The organism is Salinicoccus carnicancri Crm, assembly GCF_000330705.1.
Lineage (GTDB): Bacteria > Bacillota > Bacilli > Staphylococcales > Salinicoccaceae > Salinicoccus > Salinicoccus carnicancri.
Genome location: NZ_ANAM01000006.1, coordinates 42,277 through 56,294 on the forward strand (window position 1 = coordinate 42,277; position 14,018 = coordinate 56,294).

The 14,018-nt window shown below is 52.3% G+C and carries 15 protein-coding genes; 13 read left to right on the forward strand and 2 right to left on the reverse strand.

What is annotated here, in order from left to right:
• Positions 1-5: 5 nt before the first annotated feature.
• Positions 6-422: an RrF2 family transcriptional regulator gene (locus C792_RS0105065; protein WP_017548364.1), complete on the reverse strand. Its 417-nt coding sequence runs from the start codon at positions 420-422 to the stop codon at positions 6-8.
• A 183-nt stretch (positions 423-605) separates the two neighbouring features.
• Between C792_RS0105065 and C792_RS0105070 the strand changes: the two genes are divergently transcribed.
• The 6 genes from C792_RS0105070 (at position 606) to C792_RS0105095 (ending at position 5,902) form a co-directional block, all read left to right on the forward strand.
• Positions 606-1,739: a globin domain-containing protein gene (locus tag C792_RS0105070; RefSeq protein ID WP_017548365.1), complete on the forward strand. Its 1,134-nt coding sequence runs from the start codon at positions 606-608 to the stop codon at positions 1,737-1,739.
• A 154-nt stretch (positions 1,740-1,893) separates the two neighbouring features.
• Positions 1,894-2,580: a response regulator transcription factor gene (locus C792_RS0105075; protein ID WP_017548366.1), complete on the forward strand. Its 687-nt coding sequence runs from the start codon at positions 1,894-1,896 to the stop codon at positions 2,578-2,580.
• Positions 2,580-4,019: a sensor histidine kinase gene (locus C792_RS14295; RefSeq protein WP_017548367.1), complete on the forward strand. Its 1,440-nt coding sequence runs from the start codon at positions 2,580-2,582 to the stop codon at positions 4,017-4,019. Before C792_RS0105075 ends, C792_RS14295 begins: the two co-directional genes overlap by 1 nt.
• An 86-nt stretch (positions 4,020-4,105) precedes the next feature.
• Positions 4,106-4,498 (forward strand): hypothetical protein, encoded by a 393-nt coding sequence (locus C792_RS0105085; RefSeq protein WP_017548368.1) that lies wholly within the window; start codon positions 4,106-4,108, stop codon positions 4,496-4,498.
• A 95-nt stretch (positions 4,499-4,593) separates the two neighbouring features.
• Positions 4,594-5,550 (forward strand): calcium/sodium antiporter, encoded by a 957-nt coding sequence (locus C792_RS0105090; RefSeq protein WP_017548369.1) that lies wholly within the window; start codon positions 4,594-4,596, stop codon positions 5,548-5,550.
• A 127-nt stretch (positions 5,551-5,677) separates the two neighbouring features.
• The gene (locus C792_RS0105095; protein ID WP_017548370.1) at positions 5,678-5,902 is read left to right on the forward strand and encodes a hypothetical protein; all 225 of its coding nucleotides are present in this window, start codon (positions 5,678-5,680) and stop codon (positions 5,900-5,902) included.
• Between the two features lie 144 nt (positions 5,903-6,046).
• On the opposite strand, the gene C792_RS0105100 is transcribed toward C792_RS0105095, so the two are convergent.
• On the reverse strand, positions 6,047-6,898 hold the full coding sequence (locus C792_RS0105100) for a bifunctional 5,10-methylenetetrahydrofolate dehydrogenase/5,10-methenyltetrahydrofolate cyclohydrolase (RefSeq protein ID WP_017548371.1): 852 nt from the start codon (positions 6,896-6,898) through the stop codon (positions 6,047-6,049).
• A 329-nt stretch (positions 6,899-7,227) separates the two neighbouring features.
• Here C792_RS0105100 and purE point away from each other — a divergent pair, with 329 nt between their 5' ends.
• Genes purE through purF form a run of 7 tightly spaced genes read left to right on the forward strand, consistent with a single transcriptional unit; the run spans position 7,228 to position 14,017 of the window.
• Entirely contained in the window at positions 7,228-7,710 is a 483-nt protein-coding gene (gene purE, locus C792_RS0105105) for a 5-(carboxyamino)imidazole ribonucleotide mutase (protein WP_026090237.1), read from the forward strand.
• Positions 7,697-8,821: a 5-(carboxyamino)imidazole ribonucleotide synthase gene (gene purK / locus C792_RS0105110; protein WP_017548373.1), complete on the forward strand. Its 1,125-nt coding sequence runs from the start codon at positions 7,697-7,699 to the stop codon at positions 8,819-8,821. The genes purE and purK overlap by 14 nt, the downstream gene beginning before the upstream one ends.
• Entirely contained in the window at positions 8,818-9,522 is a 705-nt protein-coding gene (purC, locus tag C792_RS0105115) for a phosphoribosylaminoimidazolesuccinocarboxamide synthase (protein WP_026090238.1), read from the forward strand. The genes purK and purC overlap by 4 nt, the downstream gene beginning before the upstream one ends.
• Positions 9,522-9,779 carry a phosphoribosylformylglycinamidine synthase subunit PurS gene (gene purS / locus C792_RS0105120; protein ID WP_017548375.1) on the forward strand — a complete coding sequence of 86 codons (258 nt, stop codon included), beginning with the start codon at positions 9,522-9,524 and terminating at the stop codon, positions 9,777-9,779. The genes purC and purS overlap by 1 nt, the downstream gene beginning before the upstream one ends.
• Complete coding sequence (purQ, locus tag C792_RS0105125; RefSeq protein ID WP_017548376.1) at positions 9,776-10,456, forward strand: phosphoribosylformylglycinamidine synthase subunit PurQ; 681 nt, start codon at positions 9,776-9,778, stop codon at positions 10,454-10,456. Before purS ends, purQ begins: the two co-directional genes overlap by 4 nt.
• The gene (purL, locus tag C792_RS0105130) at positions 10,440-12,620 is read left to right on the forward strand and encodes a phosphoribosylformylglycinamidine synthase subunit PurL (protein ID WP_017548377.1); all 2,181 of its coding nucleotides are present in this window, start codon (positions 10,440-10,442) and stop codon (positions 12,618-12,620) included. The genes purQ and purL overlap by 17 nt, the downstream gene beginning before the upstream one ends.
• Positions 12,599-14,017 (forward strand): amidophosphoribosyltransferase, encoded by a 1,419-nt coding sequence (purF, locus tag C792_RS0105135; protein ID WP_017548378.1) that lies wholly within the window; start codon positions 12,599-12,601, stop codon positions 14,015-14,017. The genes purL and purF overlap by 22 nt, the downstream gene beginning before the upstream one ends.
• Position 14,018 lies beyond the last annotated feature (1 nt).

Below are 14,018 nucleotides of genomic sequence, written 5' to 3' on the forward strand. Positions count from 1 at the left end.
CTTCATCACCCCGGAATTCCGCTTGGAAGTATATCTTCCAATGTATAGTTATCGAGCACTTCAAGATAGGCTTTCAATGCATCCCCCAGTACGAACTTCAGGCTGCATACCGGTGTCAGTACGCACTGGTTGTTTTCGGCATTGAAGCATTCCGCCATGTGGAAGTTGTCTTCCGTACTGCGGACGACCTCTCCTATGTTCAAATCCTCTGGTTCATAGTTTAGCATAATCCCCCCGCCCCGGCCACGGACAGTTCTGACGTATCCGAGCTTCGAAAGGTGATGGACGACTTTGGTCAGATGATTTTTCGATATATTGTAAAAGTCTGCGATTTCATCAATCTGGATTTTCTTTTCCGTTTCCTTCATCCCCAGGTACATGAGCACCCGCAGGGAGTAGTCGGTGTACAAAGTGAGCTTCATTCTCATCAACTCCTCCAGAAGATTATACACGGAATTGTCATTTTAATAAAACATCCCATCTTATGTAAGCGATTTTGTGAACGATATGTGAAAATAGTAACAAAGGTCTTGAAAAAGTAAACATACACCCTTACACTAAAGATGCATTAAAAATATATGTTTTATAAAAAGGGGCTTGAACACATGATTGCTGAAGCTAAAAGACAGATTATCAAAGAAACCGTACCGGTTCTCGAAGAACACGGAACTGAAATTACGACAGTATTCTACAAAAGGATGTTTGAAGCACACCCTGAACTTCTCGACATCTTCAACAAGACGAACCAGAAAGTCGGAGACCAGCCGAAGGCACTGGCAATGACGGTGCTTGCTGCGGCAAGGCACATCGAAGATATCGAAGCCATTGTACCTGCAGTAATGGGGATCGCACATAAGCACCGTGCACTTGAAGTGCTGCCGGAACATTATCCGATTGTCGGCAAATATCTCCTCGCAGCAATCCGGGAAGTGCTGGGTGACGCTGCGACACCTGAAATCATCGATGCGTGGGGAGAGTACTACGGCAAGATCGCCGATGTATTCATCGGCATTGAAAAAGAGATGTATGATACTGCGGCCTGGGACGGCTTCAAACCGTTCATCGTCAAGAAGAAGGAGCAGGTGACACCGGACATCGTCAGGTTCACTGTGGATTCCGACGAAGTGGAGAAAACGTTCACAGCCGGCCAGTACATCACCGTCAAAGTGAAGCCGGAAGGCTACGGCAACACTGCCCTCCGCCACTACTCAATCTGTTCAATCGACAAAGAGGATGGCATCCGATTTGCCGTCAAACGCGAAGCGGTCAAGGGCAGGGAAGGAGTCGTTTCCAACTACATGCATGACGAGATCGAGGAGGGTGATGCACTGTTCATGTCAGCGCCTGCCGGCGACTTCAAAGTCGGGGAGGATCATGACAGACTGCTCTTCATCGCAGGCGGCGTCGGTGCGACGCCGGTGATGTCCATGGCGGAAGATGCCGTGGCCAAAGGCAAGGATGTCAAATATATCTACAGCTGCATAAACGCTGACCATCAGCCATTCAAGGACCAGATGGCTGCAATCCGGGAAAAGGGTGCTGACCTTAAAGTCAAATTCAGCGAAACAGAAGGCTTCCTGGACAAAGGGGACTTCAAAGATATAGAGGACAGGCAGGTTTACATCTGTGGATCCATGGGCTTCATGGGAACAATGATGAAGGAGCTCAAGGAGATGGGGGTCGACGAGAGCCGCATCCACTTCGAGCCGTTCGGCCCGAAAATGAGTCTCGGCGCATAATGAATGCTTCCGGTACTTAAACGTCCACCGCATGGCGCGGTGGGCGTCTTTTTCTTTTATGCGGGTATGGGGCAGGGTGAGATTTTCATTTCTAAAATATTTATATTGTGTTTATATAAGTATGATAGAGTTTTTTTACGGAGGTGCATGGGTGATGGATAAAGTGATGGTGGTCGAGGATGATGCGAATATCCGCAATCTGGTTGTACTCTACCTGAAGAGAAACGGTTTCGATGTGACGGATTTCGGGGATGCAGACGGCGCCCTCCGGCATCTTGAGGATGAGGAAGTGGATATTGCGGTCGTGGATGTGATGATGCCCGGGATGGATGGGTTTGAACTGACACGCATCCTGAGCGGGGACCTTGAGACACCTGTGATTCTGCTCACCGCGAAAGGGCAGCTCGATGACAAGGAGGAGGGGTTCACAGCAGGGGCGGAGGATTATATAGTGAAACCCTTTGAACCGAAAGAGCTTCTGTTCCGGATACGTGCGGTGCTGAAGCGGGTCCGCCCTGTATCGGATACGAAGCTGTCATTTGCGGGGATGACGATCGACCGGGAGCATTATGAGGTGGAAGTCATGGGCCGCACGCACATGCTGCCGGTGAAGGAACTCGAGATGCTCGGCTGCCTGATGGAGACACCTGAAAAAGTGGTGACCCGCGAGCATCTCGCCGAAAGTGTGTGGGGTGATCTTGAAACGAGTACATATACGATCAATACCCATATGAACCGGCTGCGGCAGAAGCTCGGGAGATTCGGTGCAGAAGTGCGCGTGCTGACGGTGCGTGGTGTCGGTTACCGTCTGGAGCAGAGCGTTGCGGGGAGAGATCTTTGATGGATATGCTATATAAACGATTCATAGCGGTGCTTTTTGCCGTCGTTGGCGTCAGCCTGGCAGTGTCGCTGCTGGCATCGAATGTCCTCTATGCGGTCTACTCCAAGCCGAAGATGAATGAACAGATGCTCGGGACGGCTGAAAATCTGAAGGATGCGCTGGAGCAGGATATTCCGGCGGGTTCCGGTCTCACTGTGGCCATGGATATGCTCGATGCGCTGGACTACCAGGTGGTGCTGGTATCCGGCGACGGGGCGGATGATACAGGCGGTGGGGTGACGCTGACGGAAGGGCCGTTCAACAGCGGATACGAGGCGCACTTTGCCGGTATTCCGTTTGAGAGGACCGTCATGGAACAGTCGACGCTTAACTCGGTGCTGTCCGGCGGGGTGTACGAGGGAGAGGATGCCGCTGTGGCGAACTGGTTCATGATGGGGCATTTCATGAATGATGTGCGCAACACCGTCGGTGTGCCAGTCATGCTCGGCGGCGAACGCCACGCGCTGTTCATCAAGCAGGACAGCAGTCTGATGTTCAGTGAATTCCATATCATCCTGCTTGTGTTCTTTGTGACGGCGGTGCTGGTGAGCCTCATATTCATCATCGTGATGAGCCGCCGTCTGACAGAACCCCTGGGCCATCTCAGGACGGCGGCGAATGAAATCCGGCGGGAGAATTTCGACTATGACATCGCTCCCGGGAACTACAGCAGGGATGAGATCGGACAGCTTGCTGCAAGTCTCGATGCGATGAAGGGACAGCTGCAGGAAAACCATCACATGCGCCAGAAATTCATCAGTGATGTGACGCATGACCTCCAGTCGCCGCTGGTCAACATCCAAGGATACGCGAAGCTGCTTGAGGAGGGGGAAGTGGACGGCCACGAGGCGCGGGAAGCTGCCTCGGTCGTGCATTCGGAGGCGAAGCGGCTGTCCTCGCTGGCGAGGCAGCTTATGCTGCTCAACAAGTTCGATCACCAGTCCTATACGGCGAAGGTGGAGCCCATCCGGCTCGACTCGCAGATCCGGGATGTGATACGCGTGTTCCGCTGGCGGCTGGATGAATCCGGAGTCGACCTGTCCTATTCCCTGGACGAAGTGACGGTGGAATCCGACAGCGACCTCCTGTGGAATATATGGGACAACCTGGTATCCAACGCAGTGAAATATTCATCAGATGGTGATGAAATCGCCGTTACACTTAAGGATATGGGAGATAATGTCGAAATCAGTGTACGGGACACGGGCATGGGTATTCCGGAAGATGCACTTGATAAGGTGTTCGAACGGTTCTACCGCGTGGATGCTGCGCGTTCGAGTGAGGGCTCCGGCCTCGGTCTTGCGATCGTCCTGGAAACTGTGGAAATGCTTGGTGGCACGATTGATGTGGAGAGTACGCCGGGGGCCGGCACGGAATTCATCGTGAAGCTTTGGAAATGATTACAGGGAATGTTCCAGGGGCGGCGGTGTGTCCGTGGCGGCATGAATTTTATCAGAATAACGAATAAAGGGAGGAATTACGGAAAATGGAAAGAAAATGGGGAATCAACCTGATCAGGATTGCAACAGTATTCGGGCTGCTCGGTGTGTTCATCGGATCGCAGATGGCCGGGGAGATGGATTATGCGATGCGACCGATTCATACGCACATACTTCTTGTGGGATGGCTGTCGATGTTTGCATGGGGAGTATTCTACAGTATCTACACTGTTTCGAAGCCGCTGCTCGTGCATCTGCACTGTGTCTTCGGTATTGCGGGGGCCCTGGTTCTGACGTCGGGGATGTATTTCTATATGCTTAATCCGTTCGGATTCAATGAGACGTTCACAATCGTGTATTTCATCATCGGCGGCAGTATTACGCTGATTGCGTTTCTGTTGTTCGTTGTTGTCACGTTCTTTGTTGAAAATAGGAAATGATTGAAGATGCCTGCTTTTTGTATGAAAAGTGGGTTTTTTTGTCATTCTTCGGGAATAGAGGGATGATAGCCTGTATTTTAAAGGAGAGTGCATCTGTGTCTTATATTATACTTATTGCGGGATTCGTCCTCCTCATCAAGGGGGCGGACTATTTTGTGGAAGGTGCATCGAATATTGCGATCAAACTCAATGTATCGCCCCTGCTGGTCGGGCTGACGATCGTTGCCCTCGGCACAAGTTCACCCGAGGCAACGGTCAGCATACTGGCTGCGCTGGATGATAACGCCGGCATGGTGCTCGGCAACATCGTGGGAAGCAACCTTTTCAACATCACCATGGTGCTCGGGGTGACGGCGATGATCACCCCGCTCACCGTCAAGAGCGAAACAATCCGAAAGGAGATTCCCTTCTCACTGCTTGCAGCTGTCGTCCTGCTTATACTGATGGCGGACGTTTTCCTGAACGGGGCAGTGGAGAATATTGTCTCCCGCGGGGATGGTCTGATCATCCTCCTGTTCTTCAGTGTGTTTCTGTATTACGTCTTTGAAATGGCTATGAAGAACAGGTCTGAGGGCGGTGATGCGGTGGATACGGATGTTGGTGCTCCGTGGGGGAAGAACGCACTCTACACTGCTGGCGGACTCGCTGCAATCATATACGGAGGACGCCTTGTAGTGGACAGCGCCACTGAGATTGCACTTTCACTCGGAATGAGCGAGACGCTGGTCGGTCTTACAATTGTGGCCATTGGCACTTCACTCCCCGAGCTGATCACTTCCGTCACGGCTGCGATGAAGAATCAGGGAGACATCGCGATAGGGAATGCTGTCGGCAGCAGCATTTTCAACATCTTTTTTGTGGCGGGCAGTGCTGCATCAGTTGCCCCGCTGACACTGGATGCGAAAATCTTCACTGATATGTGGATCATGATACTTCTGACGGTGCTGCTGCTCATATTTTCAAGGACCCGCTACAACATCGGCCGGGGAGAAGGTTTTGTACTTGTATTTGCATACATCATCTACATGATCTTCATTATCATCAGGAACTGATCGGCCTGGCCATGTGTTAATCAATTTTCTCAGACTAAATAAAATACTTGATGGAACAAATAATCAAACCGGCCTTTTTCCGCATATATAGGGAAAGGGCTTTTTTATTGGAAGGAGGATTTGTTCAATGCGGAAGAAGACTTTGGAGCATCAGTGGCTGGAGGCAGCGGAATGCAGGCGGAGGCCGGACATCCGGGCCGGGGGAGCAGTCGTGTTAGTGAATGAACATTTGGAGCTGGAGACGAAATCACCTGCACTTGATCGGGTGGTGACACATAATCGTATCAGGAAGTATCTGATGGAGGTGGAAGGGGCGGCTGTTTATGAGATGTGTGAATTGCGGGTTTTGTGAAGGTAAAGAAAAAAGTGTCTGAGGACAATTTGTCAGTATGGGGTACAATCAATGGAATGAGAAGCGGCTGACCGTTGGCACAAACATAGATTAAAACCAAAAACCGCACCCTGTAAAAGGGTGCGGCCGTCTACTGCGGTAAAGCTATTCCACTCCGTTGTGCCATTTGGCGGCGAGTAATGTGTTGTTCAGCACCATGGTGATTGTGAGGGGGCCGACGCCGCCCGGGACTGGTGTGATCCAGCCGGCTTTTTCTTTGACGGCGTCGAAGTCTACATCGCCGACGAGTTTGTCGCCGACCATTGTGTTGCCGACATCGATCACAATTGCACCGTCTTTGACATGTTCGGCTTTGACGAGTGCCGGGGAGCCGACGGCACTGACGATGACGTCAAAGCCGCTCAGTTTATCGGTCATGTTCTTCGTGCGGGAGTGCATCAGTGTGACGGTTGCGTTCTGGTCGGTCAGCAGTTTTGCGACGGGCTGGCCAACGATGTGGGAGCGTCCGATGACGGCGACGTCTTTGCCTTCAAGCGGTCCTGTTTGCTTGAGGAGTTCCATGATGCCGAGTGGTGTACAGGGGATGAATGTGCGCTGGCCTGTATACATGCGGCCGATATTGACCGGACTGAAGCCGTCGACATCTTTATGGGGTGCAATGGATTCAAGCACCTTCTCTTCGCTGACATGCTCCGGCAGGGGAACCTGCACGAGAATTCCGCTGACATTGTCGTCGTTGTTCAGGCGGTCGAGTTCTTCCAGGACCTCGTCCTCGGTTACATCTTCATCCAGATGGACGATGTCTGATGTCATACCAATCTTTTCGGCCGCCCTGTTCTTCGACCGTACATAGCTCAGGGAGGCGCCATCATTGCCGGCTATGATGACTGTGAGGTTTGGCGTTATGCCGTTGTTCTTCAATTTTTCAACTTCTTCTGCGAGTCCGGCACGATAATCTTTGGCGATTTCGCGTCCGTTCAACAAATTTGCTGTCATTTTTAATTCTCCAATCTGTTTAGTCTGTCTCCCTCCATTATCCATAACTTGCCTGAAAATTTCCACAGTGAATCCTGATCGGCCGTTTGGGTCATACTGATACAAGCCGTTCCTGTGTTGCACTTATGGAAACAAAATACATAAAAATCTTCCGATTATACATAAAATCCGAACTTAATGGATGTGAGTTCAAACTCAATGTTCGTAAACACATACAATTAAAATGATTATATATAAATTGTTCGTTTTTCAGTTGAATAAACCGCCTGCTATTGTTAAACTTGGCATGAGTTGAAAACAAACATATTTCAAAGCGAGGTTATACTACTATGACTGTTGGAGTAATCATGGGCAGCTCTTCCGACTGGCCTGAGATGAAGCATGCATGTGATATGCTGGATCATTTCGGCGTGGCTTACGAGAAGAAAGTGGTGAGCGCGCACCGCACCCCGGAGATGATGGTGGACTATGCGAGAAATGCCAAATCGAACGGCATCGATGTGATCATCGCCGGCGCCGGCGGTGCGGCGCATCTGCCGGGGATGGTGGCGTCGATGACAAACGTCCCGGTAATCGGCATACCTATCGAGTCCAAAGCGCTGCATGGCATGGATTCGTTATTATCCATCGTGCAGATGCCGGGCGGCATTCCGGTCGCCACGACGGCAATCGGCAAGGCGGGCAGCAAGAATGCGGGGATACTGGCCGCGCGCATGCTTGCAGTGAACTCGCCGGAACTTTACGAAAAACTGGATGATTATCAGAAGTCACTCGAAGATAAAGTGGAGGAGATGCAGAATGACCTCAATTAAACTGGAACCGGGAGCAACGATAGGTATCATCGGCGGTGGACAGCTGGGCAAGATGATGGCACAGTCGGCACTCAGAATGGGCTACAGAGTGGCGGTCCTCGACCCTTCGGAGGATGCGCCGGCAAGTGCGACGAGCCACACTTTCATCAATGCGGAATTCGGCGACCTTGAAGCATTGAAATCGCTGTGCAAAATATCAGATGTCGTCACCTATGAATTTGAAAACATCGATGCGCGCATTCTGCACACACTGGTCGGCGACTACCATGTGCCGCAGGGGGCAGAGACGGTGCTCGCGCTGCAGAACCGTGAGACGGAAAAAGAGGCGATCAGTGCTTCCGGTGCGAAAATAGTCCCTTATGAAAAAGTGGCAGCAGCAGAGGATGTGCGCAGATTCATGGATACGCACGGTGCGCCTGTCATCGTCAAGACGGCAACGGGAGGATATGACGGAAAAGGACAGTATCTGCTGGAGACGGCGGCGGACATCGATCGGGCCGGCATTCCTTTTGATGAGACGGTGTTTGTGGCGGAAAAATATATCAGACTTGAGCGGGAAGTGTCCCTGACCATCGCCAGGAGTGTCAGCGGACAGGTCGTCTATTTCCCGCTGCAGGAAAATCTGCACAAGGACCAGGTCCTCTACCGCACGATCGTTCCATCCAGGGTGGATTATACGGAACAGGCACAGAGGGAAGCGGAAAAGATCATGGACGCGCTGCACTTTGTCGGGACATTCACCATCGAATTCTTCATCGATACAGACGGCATACTCTATGTGAACGAGATTGCGCCGCGGCCCCACAATTCCGGGCACTATTCGATTGAGGCATGCAATATCAGCCAGTTCGATGCGCACATCCTTTCTATACTGGGTCACCCGATGCCAGAAGTGCATCTCTATCAGAACGCGGTCATGATGAACCTCCTGGGTGAGGATCTGGACCGGCTGGACAATGAATTGTTCACGCATCCCGAATGGCACATCCATATATACGGCAAGACGGTGCGTAAGCCGGCCCGCAAGATGGGACATGTCACCGTACTCACCGGCAGCCTCGAAAATACACTGGAAGCGCTCAGCCGCGATTTCACAAAGGAGAGTAAGTGATGCTGCTGTATGAAGGAAAGGCAAAAAAAATCTTCAAGACTGAAGATCCCGAAGTGCTCCGCATTGAATATAAGGATGAAGTGACTGCCGGCAATGGTGCGAGACGTGATTTCATGGAAGGCAAAGGCCGGCTGAACAACCTGATTTCCTCCGATATCTTCAAATATCTTGAGAAAAACGGCGTCAAGTCCCATTTCATCGAACGCATCAGCGATACGGAACAGACGGTTAAGCCGGTGGGCATCATTCCGCTTGAAGTGACGGTGCGCAACAGGGCGGCAGGGAGCATCGTCAGGCGGCTCGGCTTTAAAAGAGGCGATGAATTCACACCGCCGCTTGTGGAATTTTATTATAAAGAAGATGCACTCGATGATCCGATACTGACTGATGACCACGTGCTGAAGCTCGGCCTTGCTACAAAAGAGGAGATCGGGGAACTTAAGGCGGCGGCGCTCAGAGTTAACAAAGCCCTCACCCGGATGATGGACATGATGGGCATGGAACTGGTCGATTTCAAAATCGAATTCGGCAGGGATAATGAGGGGGACATCCTCCTGGCCGATGAAATTTCACCGGATACATGCCGCATATGGGACATTGAGACTGATGAGAATTTCGACAAGGATGTCTACCGCAACAGGACAGGCTCACTGATCGACACTTATACAAAATTCTATGAAAAGATGGAGGCAGTAAAATAATGAAAAAGGTAGAACTTAAAGTGACATTACAGCAGCAGGTGCTCGATACACAGGGGGAGGCGCTGAACCGTGCAGTGCATGAACTCGGGCATGATGAAATCAGCAACATCCGTGTAGGGAAAATCCTGAATTTTGACATAGATGAAACCGGGGCGGACAACATTGACAGAATCGTCAAATCCCTGTCTGAACGCCTGTTTACCAATACGGTGATTGAAACGTATGAGTATACGATTATGGATGAGGTGTCGGAATGAAGAAATTCGCTGTAGTACAGTTTCCAGGCTCCAACTGTGACCGTGACCTGCTGAATGCCGTTTTGAAAGCGGGCGCTGAGGCAGAATTTGTAGACTACAGGGCGGCATCGCTCGCCGGATATGACGGTGTACTGATTCCCGGCGGTTTCTCCTTCGGCGACTATCTCCGCAGCGGAGCAATGGCGGCGGTCGCCCCGGTTACAAAAGCGATCGAAGAAGCGGCGGATGCGGGAAAGCCGGTTCTCGGCATATGCAACGGTTTCCAGATCCTGACCGAAATCGGGCTGCTGCCGGGTGCGCTCATCTTCAACGACCAGCACACTTTCGTCTCCCGCGACGAATCGCTGAAAATCGTCAACAATGAGACATTGTTCACCCGTGGCTACAGGCAGGATGAAGATATCGTGTACCCGGTGGCCCACGGTGAGGGCCACTACTACTGTGATGATGCAACATACGAAAGGCTCAAAGCGCACAACCAGATTGTACTGACATACAATGAAAACCCGAACGGCTCGAGGAATGATATTGCGGGAATCGTCAACGAACGCGGCAACGTGCTCGGTATGATGCCGCATCCTGAACGGGCGCTTGAGACGCTGCTCGGCAGCGACGATGGATTGAGATTATTTGAGGAATTGATCAGGTGGGAGGCAAATCATGTCCAGATTCATTGAACCAACGACAGAAGATATCAGAAACCAGAAACTCTATGCGGAAATGGGGCTGACGGATGCGGAATACGATAAGGTGATCGATATTCTCGGCCGTGAGCCGAACTACACGGAGCTCGGCATTTTCTCTGTAATGTGGAGTGAACATTGCTCGTACAAACATTCAAAACCTTTCCTTAAACAGTTCCCGACTTCCGGAGACCGCGTACTGATGGGACCGGGCGAAGGTGCGGGTGTTGTGGACATCGGTGACAACCAGGCGGTCGTATTCAAAGTTGAATCCCATAACCACCCGTCTGCAGTCGAACCCTATCAGGGAGCGGCAACAGGTGTCGGCGGCATCATCCGAGACATCGTCTCCATCGGTGCCCGTCCAATCGGGCTGCTCAATTCCCTCAGGTTCGGCGAGCTGACTGAAGCGAACAACCGCCGCCTGCTGCGGGGCGTCGTTTCCGGTATCGGCGGCTACGGCAACTGCATCGGCATACCGACAGTTTCCGGCGAAGTGGAGTTTGATCCCTCATACGACGGGAATCCGCTTGTAAATGCAATGTGCGTGGGCGTAATGGAACATGACAAAGTGCAGAAGGGTACGGCGAAAGGTGCAGGCAACAAGGTGATCTACGTCGGCCTCAAGACTGGGCGAGACGGCATCCATGGTGCAACATTCGCTTCAGAGGAGCTGAGCGAGGAATCGGAGTCCAAACGCCCGTCCGTGCAGATTGGCGATCCATTCACGGGCAAGAAGCTCATGGAAGCGACACTTGCGGCCATCGACCAGCCCGAACTCGTCGGCATCCAGGACATGGGTGCGGCCGGTCTTACTTCTTCCAGCTCTGAAATGGCGGCCAAAGGCGAAGCGGGCATGAACCTTTACCTGGATCAGGTGCCGGTGAGGGAAGAGGGGATTTCCCCATATGAAATGATGCTTTCCGAAACGCAGGAGCGCATGCTGCTTGTTGTTGAAGACGGTACGGAGCAGAAGTTCCTGGACATGTTCGAAGGTTTTGAGCTTGATGCGGCTGTGATCGGCGAGGTGACGGATTCGGACAGGCTGAAACTTTACTACGGAGATGAATTGTATGCGGATATCCCGGTACAGCCACTGTCCGACGAAGCACCGGTCTACATCTTGGAAGGAGAAAAACCGGAGACGGGTGAAAAGGTCTATGACTACTCAAAAGAGGATCTGAACCGAGTGTTCGATGAGCTGGTTGGCCATCCTACACATGGTTCCAAGCGCTACATCTACGAACAGTATGACAACCAGGTCGGTTCGAACACGGTGCAGAAGTCCGGGTTCGGCTCCGGTGTCGTCAGGGTTGAAGGAACACAGAAGGCGATAGCGATGGCAATCGACGGCAAGAGCCGCTATGTGTACGCGGATCCATACAATGGCGGCAAGGAAGTCGTCGCGCAGACGTTCAGAAGCATCATAGCGACTGGTGCAGAGCCGCTTGCGATGACGGACTGCCTGAACTACGGCAGCCCTGAAAACCCTGAAATCTACAACCAGCTTGAAGAATCGACGAAAGGGATGGCAGAAGCCTGCCGTGCACTCGCAACGCCGGTCGTCTCCGGCAACGTGAGCCTGTATAATGAAAACCGAACTGCTTCCATCCTGCCGACACCGGTCATCGGTATGGTCGGACTCATCGAGGATGTGAATTTCATGGACGGCCTGTCCATCGGAGCGGGCGACGCACTGTATCTGGTGGGTGAAACGGAGAAAGCATTCGCCGGCAGCCAGATCGAGAAACTGATTGATGATGAAGTGTCGAAGCAGGTCCGCAATATCGACCTTGAGCTTGAATACAGCCGTGGCATGGATCTGCGCCGGCGCCTTACAGAAGGTGATATCAGGAAGATATCCCCGGTGGGGCGCGGGGGCATCGCTGTCAAACTGGCACAGCTCGCCGCATACCATGGACTCGGAGTGGATGTTTCCATGGATGTCGACGGGGAGGATCTATTCGCCGAGAATGCATCAAGGTACATCGTCGTTTCGGATGCAGGAAAAGAAATCAAAGATGCGGTGCAGATAGGAAGACTGACAGCAGAAGGGGTCAGAATCAAAGCACGCGATGTGGAAATCAGCAGGGATCTTGCTGAAGTTGCAGAAGCGTGGGAAGGGGCAATCCCGAAATGTATGACATCCGTGGATTGAACGAAGAGTGCGGAATATTCGGAGTATGGAATCATGAGCGTGCAAGTGAGCTGACGTATATCGGTCTCCACAGCCTGCAGCACAGGGGCCAGGAGGGCGCTGGTATCGTATGCTCTAATGGCGAGTATCTGTTCGGCGCCCGCGGCATGGGTCTCCTGACCGATGCGCTGTCCAAGGACCAGCTGGTCTCCCTGCGCGAGTTCCCGCATGCCATCGGGCACGTGAGGTATGCGACGACCGGCGGCAGCGAGCTGTCCAACGTACAGCCTTTCCTGTTCAAGAGCCATCGTGGTGACCTTGGCCTCGCCCATAACGGCAACCTGGTGAACGCGGTAAGGCTCCGGGAGGCACTGGAGGATGATGGTGCGATTTTCCAGACGTCCTCCGATTCGGAAGTTCTGGCACATCTGCTGCGCAAGAATAAGAGCAGTGACAGGAAGACGCGCATGAAATCTGCACTCAGGCAGCTTAAGGGTGCATTCGCCTTGGTCGTGCTGGATGAGGATTCACTGACGATTGCGCTCGATGACCACGGCGTCCGCCCGCTCATGCTCGGTAAGATAGATGACTCATACTGTGTGGCCAGTGAGACGTGTGCATTTACGGCGACCGGTGCGGAGTATATCCGTGATATCGAGCCCGGGGAGCTGATTACACTGAGTGATGACGGCATCGATTTCGACAGATACACAGAGAGTGAGAAGCCGAATATGTGCTCGATGGAATATATATACTTCGCACGGGCGGATTCCGAATTCCGTCACACTTCAACATATACGATCCGCAAATCGCTCGGCAAACAACTGGCCAAAGAGATGGATGTGGATGCAGATATCGTCATCGGTGTCCCGGATTCGAGTCTGGCCGCAGCCAAGGGATTCTCGGAGGAGACAGGCATCAGGCAGGAGCAGGGGCTCCTGAAGAACCGCTACGTCGGCAGGACGTTCATATCCCCGGGGCAGGAAGCGCGTGAACGTGCTGTGCGCATGAAGCTCTCACCCGTGCGGGATGTTGTTGAAGGGAAACGGATCATCGTCATCGACGACTCCATCGTCCGGGGGACGACGAGCCGATTCATCGTTAAGGCACTCAGGAAGGCGGGGGCAAAAGAGGTGCATATGGGCGTATCTTCACCACCGCTTAAAAACCCATGTTTTTACGGCATCGATGTTTCCACCCATGCGGAAATCATTGCATCACAGAAATCCACTGAGGAGATCCGTGAGGAAATCGATGCGGACTCCCTGACATACCTGTCGGTGAATGCGATGCATGACGTCTATCGTTCATACGGTTCAAGAGGGCAGTGTGATGCATGCTTTACGGGGGATTATCCGATTGAAATCATCGACCAGGTCCTGCCTCAGGAAAAAGACCTGAAGACGAAAGGAGTCTGAC

Coding starts and splice junctions, on each gene's coding strand:
- C792_RS0105065 (WP_017548364.1), bottom strand. CDS start 422: ATGAAGCTCACTTTGTACACCGACTACTCCCTGCGGGTGCTCATGTAC.
- C792_RS0105070 (WP_017548365.1), top strand. CDS start 606: ATGATTGCTGAAGCTAAAAGACAGATTATCAAAGAAACCGTACCGGTT.
- C792_RS0105075 (WP_017548366.1), top strand. CDS start 1,894: ATGGATAAAGTGATGGTGGTCGAGGATGATGCGAATATCCGCAATCTG.
- C792_RS14295 (WP_017548367.1), top strand. CDS start 2,580: ATGGATATGCTATATAAACGATTCATAGCGGTGCTTTTTGCCGTCGTT.
- C792_RS0105085 (WP_017548368.1), top strand. CDS start 4,106: ATGGAAAGAAAATGGGGAATCAACCTGATCAGGATTGCAACAGTATTC.
- C792_RS0105095 (WP_017548370.1), top strand. CDS start 5,678: ATGCGGAAGAAGACTTTGGAGCATCAGTGGCTGGAGGCAGCGGAATGC.
- C792_RS0105100 (WP_017548371.1), bottom strand. CDS start 6,898: ATGACAGCAAATTTGTTGAACGGACGCGAAATCGCCAAAGATTATCGT.
- purE (WP_026090237.1), top strand. CDS start 7,228: ATGACTGTTGGAGTAATCATGGGCAGCTCTTCCGACTGGCCTGAGATG.
- purK (WP_017548373.1), top strand. CDS start 7,697: ATGACCTCAATTAAACTGGAACCGGGAGCAACGATAGGTATCATCGGC.
- purS (WP_017548375.1), top strand. CDS start 9,522: ATGAAAAAGGTAGAACTTAAAGTGACATTACAGCAGCAGGTGCTCGAT.
- purQ (WP_017548376.1), top strand. CDS start 9,776: ATGAAGAAATTCGCTGTAGTACAGTTTCCAGGCTCCAACTGTGACCGT.
- purL (WP_017548377.1), top strand. CDS start 10,440: ATGTCCAGATTCATTGAACCAACGACAGAAGATATCAGAAACCAGAAA.
- purF (WP_017548378.1), top strand. CDS start 12,599: ATGTATGACATCCGTGGATTGAACGAAGAGTGCGGAATATTCGGAGTA.